This window comes from Nocardioides sp., from assembly GCF_024509035.1.
GTDB lineage: Bacteria > Actinomycetota > Actinomycetes > Propionibacteriales > Nocardioidaceae > Nocardioides.
In genome coordinates this window covers 1-12,766 of sequence record NZ_JANINT010000032.1, presented here as the reverse complement: position 1 = coordinate 12,766, position 12,766 = coordinate 1, and the positions used below count along the sequence as shown (strand labels likewise).

The following is a 12,766-nucleotide window of genomic DNA, read 5'->3' as shown; positions in this document are numbered from 1 at the left end:
GCATCGGCTGGCACGAGGCCCGGGTGCCGACGATCATCACCCAGGTGCCGCGCGGCGCCTGGCGCTCAGCGACCGCCCGGCTCAAGGCCGAGGTGTCGGTGCCGGTGTGCGCGTCCAACCGGATCAACACCCCCGAGCTCGCGGAGGAGATCCTCGCGAACGGCGAGGCCGACCTGGTCTCGATGGCCCGGCCGCTGCTCGCCGATCCGGCGTTCGTCGCCAAGGCCGCGGCCGGTCGCGCCGACGAGATCAACACCTGCATCGCCTGCAACCAGGCCTGCCTCGACCACGTGTTCGCGAACCGCAAGGCGTCGTGCCTGGTCAACCCGCGCGCCTGCCGGGAGACGAGGCTGGTGCTCGCGCCCACCCGCACGGCGAAGACCGTGGCCGTCGTCGGTGCCGGCCCGGCCGGGCTCGCGGCCGCGGTGTCCGCTGCCGAGCGCGGTCTCGCGGTCACGCTCTTCGAGCGCTCGGCCGAGATCGGCGGCCAGTTCCGCCTGGCCATGCAGGTGCCCGGCAAGGAGGAGTTCGCCGAGACGCTGCGCTACTACGCGCGCCGCTTGGAGGTGCTCGGTGTCGACGTCCGGCTGTCGACGGCGCCGAGCGAGGCCGACCTCGCGTCGTACGACGAGGTCGTGGTCGCCACCGGCGTCGCACCGCGGGTGCCGGAGCTCGACGGCGTCGACGACCCCAAGGTCGTGTCGTACGCCGACGTGCTGTCGGGCGCGGTCGTCCCGGGTCGTCGGGTGGCCGTCATCGGCGCCGGCGGCATCGGCGTCGACGTCAGCCACTTCCTCACCCACGACCCCGCCGACACCGATGCGGACTGGATGGCCCACTGGGGCGTCGGCGACCCGACGCTGCACCCCGGCGGGCTCACCGAGCGCAAGCCGCGCACCCCGGTCCGCGAGGTGACGCTGCTGCAGCGCAAGACCACCCCGATCGGCATCGGCCTGGGCAAGACCTCCGGCTGGGCGCACCGCGCGGTGCTCAAGCAGTCGGGCGTCGTGCAGGTCAGCGGCGCGACGTACGGCCGGGTCGACGACGCCGGGCTGCACGTGGTCGTCGACGGCGAGGAGCGGGTGCTCGACGTCGACCACGTGGTGCTGTGCGCCGGCCAGGAGTCCGTGCGCGGCCTCTACGACGAGCTGCTCGCCGCCCGCCCCGAGGGCCTGCACCTGGTCGGTGGCGCGGACGTCGCCGCCGAGCTGGACGCCAAGCGGGCCATCAAGCAGGGCACCAGGGTGGCCGCCGCACTCTAGGGGAGTTCAATGGCCGCGTGACCACGAACGGGATCCGCGACCTCACCGACGAGCAGGCCCGCGCGGCGTTCCCCCTCAAGTGGGGCGCGGTCGAGCCCGGCGTGCTGCCGGCCTGGGTGGCCGAGATGGACTTCCTGCCGGCCGAGCCGATCGAGGAGGCGCTGGTCGCCGCCGTACGACGCGGCTCGCTCGGCTACGCGCCGTTCGGCGACGGCGGGCTCGGCGAGGCGTTCGCGGGGTTCGCCGAGCGGCACTGGGGCTGGACCGTGCCGGCCGAGGCGGTGCTCCCGACCAGCGGCGTGATGACCGGGGTGCGCCTGGCGCTCGAGGCGCTCTGCCCGCCGGGACCGGTCGTCGTGCCGCTGCCCTGCTACCCGCCGTTCCGCGACGCGGTCGCGGTCACCGGACGTGAGCTGGTGCCGGTCGTCCTCGATCCCGACAGCGCAGAGGCCACCCTCGACCTGGCCGCGATCGAGGCGGCGTTCGCGGCCGGCGCCCGGACCTTCCTGCTCTGCAGCCCGCACAACCCGCTCGGCCGGGCATGGACGCACGACGAGCTGACGGCGCTCGCCGACCTGACCCGGCGCTACGACGTGCGCGTGGTGGCCGACGAGATCCACGCCCCGCTGGTGCTGCCCGGCGCGACGTTCACGCCCTACCTCACGGTCGACCCGTCCGCGGTGGTCGTGACGAGTGCGTCGAAGTCGTTCAACATCCCCGCGGTCCACGGCGCCCAGCTCGTGCTGCTCGATCCCGCGGACCGGGCTGTCGTCGCCGGGCTGCCCATCCCTGCCCAGCACGACTGGTCGAGCCTCGGCATCGTCGCCGGCGTCGCCGCCTGGCGCGACTGCGACGCGTGGCACGCCGCGCTGGTCGAGCGGCTGGCCGCGCAGCGCGACCGGCTCGCCGAGCTGCTCGCCGTACACCTGCCCGCGGCGCGGATGCGCCCGCTGGAGGCGACGTACCTCGCCTGGCTCGACCTGCGGGCGTACGGCGTCGCGGACCCGGCCGCCGCCGGAGCCGAGCACGGCGTGCGGCTCGCGCCGGGCTCGGACTACCACCCCGGGCTCGAGGGACACGTGCGCCTCAACCTCGCGACAAGCCCGGAGCGCCTCGAACGCATCATCCACGCGGTCGCCACCGCGCTGACACCCACCGGCTCCTAGACTCTCAGCCGTGCCCGCACAACGCGTCACCGTCATCGGATGTGGCTACCTCGGCGCCACCCACGCAGCCAGCATGGCCGAGCTCGGCTACGAGGTGCTCGGCGTCGAGATCGACGCCGCCAAGCGCGAGTCGCTCGCGGCGGGCAAGGTCCCGTTCTACGAGCCCGAGCTGGAGGAGCTGCTCGCCGAGCACGTCGGGACGGGGCGCCTGCGGTTCACCGACTCCTTCGAGGAGGCCGCGGCCTTCGGGACCATCCACTTCGTGTGCGTCGGCACGCCGCAGCGCCACGACGGGCTCGGCGCCGACGTGCGGTACGTCGACGCGGCGGTCGAGTCGCTCGCGCCGCACCTGACCGAGAGCGCGCTCGTCGTCGGCAAGTCGACGGTGCCGGTCGGCACCGCCGGGCGGCTCGCGAGCCGGCTCGCCGAGCTCGCCCCCGCCGGGTCCGAGGCGCGGCTCGCGTGGAACCCGGAGTTCCTGCGCGAGGGCTTCGCTGTCAAGGACACCCTCGAACCCGACCGGCTGGTGTTCGGAGTCTCCTCCGAGCGGGAGGAGCGGGAGCTGCGCGACTTCTACCGCCCCGTGATCGACGCTGGGACGCCGGTCGTCGTCACCGGCTACGCGACCGCCGAGCTGGTGAAGGTCTCGGCCAACGCGTTCCTGGCGACCAAGATCTCCTTCATCAACGCGGTCGCTGAGGTCTGCGAGGCAGCGGGCGGCGACGTCGTCGACCTGGCCGACGCCATCGGCCACGACGCGCGCATCGGCCGCAAGTTCCTCAACGCCGGTGTGGGATTCGGTGGAGGCTGCCTTCCCAAGGACATCCGCGCGTTCCTCCACCGGGCCGGCGAGCTGGGCGTCGAGGACACGATGTCGTTCCTGCGCCAGGTCGACGACATCAACCTGCGCCAGCGGTCCCGGGTCGTGCAGATCGCGACCTCGATGCTCGGCGGCAGCGTCGCGCGCGCCCGCATCGCGGTGTGGGGCGCGGCGTTCAAGCCCCACAGCGACGACGTGCGCGACTCCCCCGCGCTCTCGATCGCCGGTCAGCTGCACCTGCGCGGCGCCATGGTCTCGGTCTACGACCCCAAGGCCAACGACACCGCACGGGTGACGTTCCCGACGCTCGACTACGCCGAGTCCGCCATGGCGGCGGCCCATGACGCTGACCTCCTGCTGCACCTCACCGAGTGGCCGGAGTTCCGCACCGTCGACCCGGCCGAGCTCGCCGGCGTCGTGCGGCGTCCCCAGGTGATCGACGGGCGCAACGCGCTCGACCTGGACGCCTGGCGGGCCGCTGGGTGGACCGCCCGGGCCCTCGGCCGGGCCTGATGCCTAAGAGCGCGTCTCGAGCTCCATCAGCCGCGAGGGCGTGAACCCCGGCCAGGAGCGCTCCACGCGAGACGGGTCGAGCAGGTAGTCCATGTCGACCTGCCAGGTGTGACCGGAGGCGTTGCGGCGCAGGACGTAGCCCAGGCCGTGGGTGCGGTAGATCGCGCCGCCGGCGGCGGTGACGGCCGCGAGCAGCTGCGCGTCGACGTACTTGCGCACGCTGCGGAACCCGCCGACCTCGCGCAGCACCGCGCGGTCGACCATCATCGTCCCGCCGGCGACGAACCGCGCGTACAGCTCCGTCGGATGGCCGCGCTTGACGGTGAGGTCGCGAGGCGCGAGGTAGTGGAACTCTGCGGGCATCCCGACCAGCTCGGCGCCGCTGTAGGCGCGGGCGCGCAGCAGGTCGGCGATCACGTCGGGGGCATACCAGTCGTCGTCGTCCATCTTCAGGAGCACGTCGCCGTCGGCCGCGCCGGCGGCCGCCTGCAGCACGTCGCCGAAGACCGCTTCGGCGGCCGCGGGCGCCAGGCGTACGTCGACCCCGTCGCCGACCAGCTCGCGCAGCCGCGAGACCTCGGCGTCGAACCCGTGGGGCGCGAGGACCAGCTGAAGCGCCGAGACGCCACGTTGGCGGGCCACCTGGGCGATCGCGAAGTCCAGCTGCTCGGGGCGCCGCGTGGCGAGCAGCACCGAGACGGGGCGCTGCCAGTCGACGGAGCCGTGCTCGTCGATCGCGGCCCGCCGGAGCTCCAGACTGTGCTCCTCACGGGCCAGCGGGTCATGGAGGTCGACGTCGGCGAACCCCGGACCCACCAGCGGGACGCCGGCCATCGCGAGGCCGGCGACCGTGCGCGGGTCGGCGTCCGGCGTCACCGTGACACCCTGGGCGTCGCGCAGGCCGGCGACGAGGTCCGGCCCGAGCGGCCGGTCGGGCAGGGGGACCACGCCGCGGTCCCAGTCGCGCCGGAACCCGATCGGGTTCAGCACCCGCAGGTCCAACCGTCCCTCGCGGGTCGCCGCGACCGACGGCCAGACGACCTGCCGGCCGATCTCGCGCACCACGTCGGCGACCGCGACCGGCCGGGCGAACCGAGCCACCAGCACGAACGTGCCCTCGGAGCGACGCGAGCGCAACGTGCGCAGCGTCGGCCAGTCCGGCCGCGGCACCAGCGACAGTGCGCCAGGAGCCGACTCGACGACGACGCGGACGACCGACGAGCGCTCGTCGGACGCACCGGCGTACGCGCGCAGCGCCATCAGGTCGGCGACCCGGACCTCGACCGCGGAGTCCCTCGGGCCCGGCTCAGACATCGAGCCGGCCCACCCGCCGCACCAGGGGTCGGGGCGCCCGCGGCAGCCAGGTGCGGGTGATGTGGTCGATGACGTGCACCCCGGGCGGGGCCTGGATGTGCTGCATGCCCTCGAGCCGGTCGGCGCGCCCGTCGCGGATCGCGCTGTAGACCTCCCACTCGCGGCGCTTGCGCGGCGCTCGGGAGGTGTCGAACTCGGTGTGGCTCCAATGGGCGAACTCGTCGACGTCGAGCCACTTCAGCTCCACGCACAGCCCCTCGGGCAGGATGATCCGCTCGGAGGTGTTGGGGAACTCCCGCACCTCCCACTCGAAGGCCTTCACGAACGTGAACTCCGGGCCCATCGGGTAGATCCACGGCTCGAGGAACCGGAACCCGAGGTCGATCCAGGCCTCGGAGTCGTTGACGATCGAGACCGGGTGTCGCGGCACGAGGACGACGGCGCCTGAGTCCTCGAGCTGCCAGGACAGGTCGGCGAGCGTGGCGACGCCCTCGCGGGTCAGCACCATGTCGCCGTCCCACTTCATGGAGTACGACGTGCGCACCTGCGAGAACGACCAGTTGTAGAAGTGCGTCAGCGAGTGCACCGAGTCGGGCGGCGTCGCGAGGTGCTCGGCGCCGGCGCGGCTGACTCGGAACGGGTAGGCGGTCAGCGTGAACCGGTCGCTCGCGCCGCACTCCTCGGCCACGCGCCGGGCCACCTCGGGCGTGCCGTCGTCGGAGCCGTTGTCGACGAGCACCACGTGCTGGACGGCCTCGAACATCGGCGGCAGCACCCACGGCAGGTTGCGCGCCTCGTTGCGCACCCGGAACACGCAGGTCAGCCCGGGCGTGAGCGGGCCGTCGTTCCAGGGCCAGGTCACGTCGTAGTCGTGCTCGCCCTCGACGTTCGCGATGTCGGGCGCCCCGCGCGACACGTCCTAGCGCTCCTTGCCGAAGGCCTTGCGCAGGCCGCGGCGCGCCCCCGCGGGCACCATCGCGCGTACGCCGTGCGGCACCCGGTCGGCCAGCCGCCCCTGTCCGGTCGCGGCCTGGGCCTCTCCCTCGCGGCGGGCCGCGAGCGCGGTGGACTGCGCGATCGCCTCGGCCTCGTCGTACAGGTCGGCGTACGCCGCGCGCAGCTCGTCGAGCCGCTCGTGCACCGCGGGCGTGTCGCCGTCCTCGTCGGCGAGCCGGTCGAGCTGCTGCCAGGTCGCCTCGGCGATCTCGCGCAGCCGTCCGGGCACCTCGATGTCGTCCCAGGTCAGCTGCACCCGCCGCAGCGACGGGTCGATGAACTGGTGCACGCGCCGGATGTCGTTGGCGGTCGCGGACTTCACGGCGTCGATGTCGAAGGCCTGGCCGATGCCGAACACCGGGATCGTCCAGTCCTTGAGCATATCGTCGTAGCGCACGAACCGGCGCGCGGAGCCGCGGGTCGACCGCTCGGTGTGCAGCATCATGTTCACCCACGCGGCGGTGCGCTGGACCTCGCCGGCCTTGGCGGAGTAGTAGCGCTGCTTGCTGCCGACGACCTCGGTCACCGGGCGCAGCATCGTGACGTACGCCGGCTCCGCGTCGCACCGCAGCGCGGCCGCGCGCCACAACCCGAGGAACCAGGCCAACCTCGGGTCCTTGACCACGAGCTCGGGCCCGCCGTCGGCGAACTGCTCCTCGAGCCACTCGGTGAGCCGGCCGCGCAGCGGGTCGAACGCCGAGAGCTTGCCGGCCTGGAACCAGGCCGAGGGCCGGGCGTCGGAGACCTGCACGTTGCAGCGCTTGAGCAGCTCGTCGTGGAAGTCGACGACCCACTGGGGCTCGCCGAAGCCCTTGGGGTTGGTCTCGTCGGCGACCACCTCCGGCTGCGGCACGTGCATGCCGAGCGTCCGCAGGGCGCCGGCCATCGTGCTGGTGCCGCTGCGCCCGGAGCCGACGACGAACACGATCCGCCGCTTGACCGGGATCGGCTCCGAGAGCGGGATCGGCGTCGACGACATGCCAGGCACCATGGCAGGCACCCTAGTGCCGGCGGCGACGCAGCAGCGAACCGATCCTGCCGCGCACCGACCGGCCGCCGGGGGCCGGCGACGCGGCTGGTGGAGCCGGGCGAGCCGCACGGCGACGCGATCCGGCATCCTCCTCGCTCGCCTCCCGGTCCGGCTTCGACAGCTGGCGCCACACGGTCGCCGGCTCGAGTGCCGGCGTCGCGATCCCGCGCAGTGCCTGCGGCGGCAGGTCTGCTGTTGCTCGGAAGCCCGCGTCGACGCCCTCCACCCACCAGCTGCCGAAGAGCTCGTCGACGACGTCGTCGAGGTCCTCCCCGGGGCGGGCGACGCGGCGGGCCCGGGCGAAGGCCGCCGTGCGCTCCACGCGCACCGAGGTGCCGTCGGGCAGCATCACCTGCTCGAGCCCGAGGTGGGTGCGCTCGAGGTGCAGCAGCAGGGTGGCCATCGTGTGCTGCCCCGGCGCCCACGAGCCGCCGGGCACGGTGAGCCGGAACATCGCGGGACCGGGGCCGTCGGGCAGGGACTCCGCCAGCTCGACGCGCGGCTCGTGGAGGTAGGACGCACGCACCAGTCGACCGCTCCTCTGCGGGTCGTCGAGCGGCGAGGTGCGCTCCTCGGTGAGGGCCGACCAGTCGCCGAGCAGGGTCACCACCAGGTCGTGCGTGGACGATGCGAGCACGGCGTCGACGGTCGCGATCACGGCACCGGCGTCCACCCCGCGGGTGTCCAGCACGACCTGCAGGTAGGGCACCGCGTAGCTGCGACCCTGGCGGCGCTGGGGCTGGAGGTCCGGGACCCGGTCGGCCAGGAACGGCCGGTTGTAGTCGTTGACCTCCTGCTGCCGCGTCTGTTGGTGGGAGCTCCCCAGGTGCCAGGCCCGGGCCTCCCGGTCCGCCACGAACACCGCACCGCACTGGGCCAGGCGGTAGCCCAGCTCCACGTCCTCGCCCAGCCGCAGCGAGGTGTCCATGCCGCCGGCTTCGTCGTACAGCGCCCGACGCAGCGAGGCTGTGGCGCCGGCGTGGACCCGCAGCGCGCGCGGTCCGGAGGTGCGCAGGTCGTCGGTGCGGTCCCACACGTCCTCGACCCAGTGCCGCCCCTTCTCGGCCGCGGCGAACGTCTCGTGCATGCGCCCGTCGCCGCTGGGCTCGCGGGCGAGCAGCGGCTCGGGGTCGACGAACCACTTGTGTCCGAGCACCACCGCGTGATCGATCAGGTGGTGCCAGCGCAGCTGCGCCTCGACCTCGTCCGGCTCGACCAGCATGTCGGCGTCGAGCCAGTGCACGACGTCGCCCTCGGCGGCCAGCACGCCCGTGTGACACGCGTTCGCCCGGCCCCAGCCGTCCTCGACGCGGACGAGTCGGGTGCGCTCGGGGCGCACCTCGGGGAGCTCCAGCGGGGCGCGCGGGTCGTCGTCGGCGACGACGACCTCGAGCAGGTGGGAGGGGTAGGTCTGGGCGGCGAGGCCCGCCAGGACGTAGGGCAGCAGGCGTTGCGCGCCGTACGCCGGGATGACCACCGAGACCGAGAGTGTCGGCTCCCACGCACCGATCCGAGGGGCCTCGAGCGCGCTCCAGTCGTTGCGTCGTACCCGCGGCTGCATGGTCTCTGGGCTCATCGGTCTGCCTCCAGGAGGGTGCTCGGACGGAAACCACGCCACTGACCGGACACCGCCTGGCGGGTCAGGAAGTAGCCGAGGCCGGGATCCCAGGTGTGTCCCTGCACGGTGCGCCTGAGGACGTACCCCAGGCCATGGGTGCGATACACCCCACCGCCGGCGTCGCGGAGGTCCTCGATCAGGCGTGCGTCGACGTGGCGCGGGACGGACCGGAAGCCACCGATCTCGCGGAGCACGGCCCGGTCGATCATCATCGTGCCGCCGGCGACCACGCCGCCGAACACCTCGCTGGCGCCGCGACGCCGAACGGTGGTGCGGATCGGCTCGAGGTAGACCATCTCGGCCGGCATCCCGACCAGCTCGGCGCCGGAGTAGTGCCGGGCGAGCAGCAGGTCGGCCACCACCTCCGGTCCGTACCAGTCGTCGTCGTCCATCTTGAGGACGACGTCGCCGCCCGCGGCGTCGGAGGCGGCGCGGAGGACGTCGCCGAACACGGTCTCGGCCGGCATCGGCAACAGCGTCACCGGGCGGGCTCCGAGGCGTTCGCGCACCAGGCCGGGGTCGGCCTCGAAACCGTGGGTCGCGAGCACCAGCTCGAGCTCGTCCACGCCGCGCTGTCGAGCGACCTGGTCGAGCGCGAACGCCAGCTGCTCGGGGCGTCGGGTCGGCAGCAGGACGCTCACCGAGGGGTACGTCGCGGCGCGCAGCCGCGAGCGCGCGGCCAGGCGCTGCCGCCAGGCGAGCTGGGAGTGCTCCCGCAGCGCGGCGCGGCGCAGCCGCACGGAGTGCTCCTCGCGGCGCATCGGGTCGTCGAGCTGCGCGGGGTCGGCGACGTCGAATCGGTCCCCGACGAGAGGGACGCCGGCCATCGCCAGGCCAGCGACCGTGCGCGGGTCCGCTCCGGGCCCGACCACGACGGTGTGGGCGTCGCGCAACGAGGCGACCATCGCGGGCGTCGGCGCGCCCGAGGGCAGCGGCACGGGCCCCCGGTCCCAGTCTCGACGGAAGCCAACCGGGTTGAGGAGTGCCTCGTCGAGCGGGCCGACGGCGTCTGCGTCCGCGTCCGGCTCGACCCGCACCGGGGGGTGGCCGAGCACCTCGCTCGGCTCGACCGGCGCAGTGGTGACGCTCGCCGGCACCTCGTCGGTCACCGGCGTCGGGTCCACCGCGACGGGGAGGCCGTCGACGACCAGGCCGTGGTTGCCGGTGACCACCCGCGTACCGGTGTGCCGGGCCAGCTCGACCAGCACGGCCGCGGCGGGGGCGGGGCGCTTGAAGGTCAGCAGGGTGCGGGCGCCGCCGTCGGCTGTCTCGGCGTGGAGACCCGCCAACGGCGGCCACTCCGGACGCAGCACCGTGGTGACCGGGCCGAGTGCCGAGGCGAGGGAGCACATGACGTGCTTGGCCCGACCCAGCGGCGGCAGGTGGGAGACGGCGAGGCGCAGCTCGGTCTCGTCGGCGACCACCAGGGCGACCGTGGCCCACGGCTGCTCGGGGACCTCGTCGCCGGGCGCGAGGTAGGTGACGCCCTCCGGCAGCTGCTCGGGCTCCGTCCCGAGCACCAGCGCAGGCGTGGCGAGCTCCGCGAACACGGTCACGACCGGGTCAGGACCGCGGCGCCCTTGTCCAGGTGGAGGGTCGCGACGTCGAACTCCGGGAGCAGCGTGCGCCAGCGGTCGACGACTCCTGCGTCGCCGGGGCGGTTGGTGTCGTCGACCAGGATCGTGCACCGCCGGGCGAGCCGGTCGTGCAGCAACGGCACCATCGGGTAGCGCGCCGAGGGGCCGGTGCCCTCGGGGGGACCGTCGACGAGCACGAGACCGACGTCGTGGAGGTCACCGAGCGCGGCCTCGTCGTACCACGGCGTCGCGTGGTCGACGAGGGACGTCGCGCCGAGTGGGGCGAGCCGCACCTCGGCGAGGTCTGCGACCCCGTGACGCTCCAGGAGCCGCCGGGTCGACTCGGCCCACACGGGATCGTGCTCGAGGGCGACGATGCGGGTGGGGATGCCGTGCTCGCGGGCCGCGAGGGCCAGCACCACCGTCGACACGCCGCTGCCGCCCTCGACGACCGTCGTGGGCCGGGTCTCGACGAAGCGGTCCACGAGCTCGACCAGCAGGTCGGCGGACGCGGTCCACAGGCCCAGCGGCGGGATGCCGGCCCGGATCGGCACCATCTCGAAGAGGTTGGTGATGTCTTGGACCCGCTTGGCGATGTGGTCGCGCTCGGCACGCAGGTGGGCCGGGGTGACCAGCCCCTTGGGCAGCTGCGGCGCCGACTGGCGCCCACCCATCGGCAGCTGCGCCCGGGGCCCGGTGCGGACCTCCTTGCGCAGTCGTCGCTCGGCCTGGTCGATGCGGCGCACCAGCAGGCGCAGCACGACGTACGCGCACCCGACGACGAGCACGGCGAGACCCGAGAACGTCAGTCCGACCAGCGTCCCGGTCGTGCCGTCCACCAGCCCGAACACGATCGGCACCGCCAGCACGACGATGGCCAGGACGGCGGCTGCGAGCCGGACGCGGGCGGACATGGCCGACATTCTGGCACCCCCTGGGCGCCGCCTAGACTCCGCTCCATGTCGCGGCCGGACCTGGAGTACCTGTTCGTGGTCACCTATGGTCGCTCCGGCTCGACCCTGCTGATGGGCCTGCTCAACACGCTTCCCGGCTATCTCATCCGCGGCGAGAACCGCGACGCGCTGCACCACCTGTTCCAGTTCGAGAAGACGATGCGCACCGAGAGCACTCGCGGCCCCCGGCGCAAGCTGCGCGAGCCCACCCATCCGTTCTTCGGGATCACCGGCTACCCGCGCGAGCGGGCGGTGCGCCAGCTGCGGCGGCTCGCGACCGAGACCGTGATGCGGCCGAAGGAGGAGACCCGGGTCACCGGCTTCAAGGAGATCCGGTGGTACCACTCCGACCTCGAGGACTACGTCGCGTGGTTGCGCGAGGTCTTCCCGGGCGCGCGGTTCCTCGTCAACACCCGCAACCACGCCGACGTGCTCAAGAGCAAGTGGTGGGCCGGCGGCGAGGACAAGTCCGCCCACCTCGCCGAGATCGAGCGACGGCTCCTGGCTCTGGCCGAGTCACTGGGCGACGCGGCGTACCACGTGCACTACGACGACTACGTCGCCGACCCGGCCTCGCTGCGCGGCATGTTCGCCTGGTTGGGCGAGGAGTTCGACGAGGCCGCGGTCCGTGCGACCTTGGCCGTCCGTCACAGCGTCTGAGGTCTAGCCCACGGACCTGGTCTGCGCCGCGATCACGTCGGCGTACCACTGGAACGAGCGCTTCGGCGTGCGGACCTGGGTGTCGTAGTCGACGTGCACGAGGCCGAACCGCTGGGTGAGGCCCTCGGCCCACTCAAAGTTGTCCATCAGCGACCACGTGTAGTAGCCGCGGACGTCGACGCCGCGCTGGCAGGCGGTGGCCACCGCACGCAGGTGCGCGTCGAGGTAGTCGATGCGGGCCTGGTCGTCGACGACGCCCTGGTCGTCGGGACCCATGTTGTAGGCGCAGCCGGACTCGGTGATGTAGATCGGCGGCAGCGCGGCGCGGTAGCGGGCGCGCAGGGTGATCAGCCACTCGCGCAGGGCGTCGGGCACGACCGGCCAGCCGAAGTCGGTGGTCGGGTAGCCGACGAGCTCGCGGAACTCGAACGGCATCTCCGCGTCCTCGCGGGCCGCGCCGATCTTGAACGGGTTGTAGTAGTTGACCCCGTAGAAGTCGAGCGGCTGCCGGATCATCGAGAGGTCGCCGTCGTGGACGACGCCGTCCATCAGCGGCTGCAGGTCGGCCGGGTAGCGGCCCAGCAGCATCGGCTCGGTGAACATGCCGTTCCACAGGGCGTCGAAGAGCTTGGTGGCGCCGACGTCGGCCTCGTCGTCGCTGGCCGGCCACATCGGGGCGTGGTTGTTGGCGCAGCCGACGCTCGTGGCACCGGCGGCGCGCAGCTCGACGGCGGCGCGGCCGTGGGCGAGCAGCAGGTGGTGGGCGGCGGGCATCGAGTCGAACATCAGGCTGCGTCCCGGCGCGTGGATGCCGACGGCGTAGCCCATCATCATCACGACGTTGGGCTCGTTGACGG

The 12,766-nt window shown here is 73.4% G+C and carries 11 protein-coding genes; 4 read left to right on the top strand and 7 right to left on the bottom strand.

Annotation, left to right across the window (positions count from 1 at the left end):
* From Q0L15_RS03135 to Q0L15_RS03125, 3 genes are all read left to right on the top strand, one after another.
* Positions 1 to 1,262, top strand: a 1,262-nt coding sequence (locus Q0L15_RS03135; RefSeq protein WP_296602179.1) for an FAD-dependent oxidoreductase, incomplete at its 5' end; no start/stop codon positions are given.
* 17 nt (positions 1,263 to 1,279) lie between these two features.
* A complete protein-coding gene (locus tag Q0L15_RS03130; RefSeq protein ID WP_296602177.1) occupies positions 1,280 to 2,428 on the top strand; it encodes an aminotransferase class I/II-fold pyridoxal phosphate-dependent enzyme in 1,149 nt (382 codons plus the stop codon).
* Between the two features lie 10 nt (positions 2,429 to 2,438).
* Entirely contained in the window at positions 2,439 to 3,761 is a 1,323-nt protein-coding gene (locus tag Q0L15_RS03125) for a UDP-glucose/GDP-mannose dehydrogenase family protein (RefSeq protein WP_296602175.1), read from the top strand.
* Between the two features lie 3 nt (positions 3,762 to 3,764).
* On the opposite strand, the gene Q0L15_RS03120 is transcribed toward Q0L15_RS03125, so the two are convergent.
* From Q0L15_RS03120 to Q0L15_RS03095, 6 genes are read right to left on the bottom strand one after another with little or no spacing between them, the layout of a single operon-like run.
* Entirely contained in the window at positions 3,765 to 5,075 is a 1,311-nt protein-coding gene (locus Q0L15_RS03120) for a hypothetical protein (RefSeq protein WP_296602173.1), read from the bottom strand.
* Complete coding sequence (locus Q0L15_RS03115) at positions 5,068 to 5,991, bottom strand: hypothetical protein (protein WP_296602172.1); 924 nt, start codon at positions 5,989 to 5,991, stop codon at positions 5,068 to 5,070. The genes Q0L15_RS03120 and Q0L15_RS03115 overlap by 8 nt, the downstream gene beginning before the upstream one ends.
* A gap of 3 nt (positions 5,992 to 5,994) precedes the next feature.
* Positions 5,995 to 7,062: a sulfotransferase family protein gene (locus tag Q0L15_RS03110; protein ID WP_296602171.1), complete on the bottom strand. Its 1,068-nt coding sequence runs from the start codon at positions 7,060 to 7,062 to the stop codon at positions 5,995 to 5,997.
* A 10-nt stretch (positions 7,063 to 7,072) separates the two neighbouring features.
* Positions 7,073 to 8,677 (bottom strand): glycosyltransferase family 2 protein, encoded by a 1,605-nt coding sequence (locus Q0L15_RS03105; RefSeq protein ID WP_296602169.1) that lies wholly within the window; start codon positions 8,675 to 8,677, stop codon positions 7,073 to 7,075.
* Entirely contained in the window at positions 8,674 to 10,275 is a 1,602-nt protein-coding gene (locus Q0L15_RS03100; protein WP_296602168.1) for a glycosyltransferase, read from the bottom strand. The genes Q0L15_RS03105 and Q0L15_RS03100 overlap by 4 nt, the downstream gene beginning before the upstream one ends.
* Positions 10,272 to 11,210 carry a class I SAM-dependent methyltransferase gene (locus tag Q0L15_RS03095; protein WP_296602167.1) on the bottom strand — a complete coding sequence of 313 codons (939 nt, stop codon included), beginning with the start codon at positions 11,208 to 11,210 and terminating at the stop codon, positions 10,272 to 10,274. Before Q0L15_RS03095 ends, Q0L15_RS03100 begins: the two co-directional genes overlap by 4 nt.
* Before the next feature lie 45 nt (positions 11,211 to 11,255).
* Here Q0L15_RS03095 and Q0L15_RS03090 point away from each other — a divergent pair, with 45 nt between their 5' ends.
* The gene (locus tag Q0L15_RS03090; RefSeq protein WP_296602165.1) at positions 11,256 to 11,909 is read left to right on the top strand and encodes a sulfotransferase; all 654 of its coding nucleotides are present in this window, start codon (positions 11,256 to 11,258) and stop codon (positions 11,907 to 11,909) included.
* Positions 11,910 to 11,912: 3 nt separating this feature from the next.
* Here the strand turns inward: Q0L15_RS03090 and Q0L15_RS03085 are convergent.
* A partial coding sequence (locus Q0L15_RS03085; protein ID WP_296602163.1) for a family 1 glycosylhydrolase occupies positions 11,913 to 12,766 on the bottom strand: 854 nt, incomplete at its 5' end.

Bases quoted from the DNA above. Each gene is read 5' to 3' on its own strand.
- Q0L15_RS03090 (WP_296602165.1), top strand. From the start codon at position 11,256: ATGTCGCGGCCGGACCTGGAGTACCTGTTCGTGGTCACCTATGGTCGC.
- Q0L15_RS03110 (WP_296602171.1), bottom strand. From the start codon at position 7,062: ATGGTGCCTGGCATGTCGTCGACGCCGATCCCGCTCTCGGAGCCGATC.
- Q0L15_RS03120 (WP_296602173.1), bottom strand. From the start codon at position 5,075: ATGTCTGAGCCGGGCCCGAGGGACTCCGCGGTCGAGGTCCGGGTCGCC.
- Q0L15_RS03105 (WP_296602169.1), bottom strand. From the start codon at position 8,677: ATGAGCCCAGAGACCATGCAGCCGCGGGTACGACGCAACGACTGGAGC.
- Q0L15_RS03095 (WP_296602167.1), bottom strand. From the start codon at position 11,210: ATGTCCGCCCGCGTCCGGCTCGCAGCCGCCGTCCTGGCCATCGTCGTG.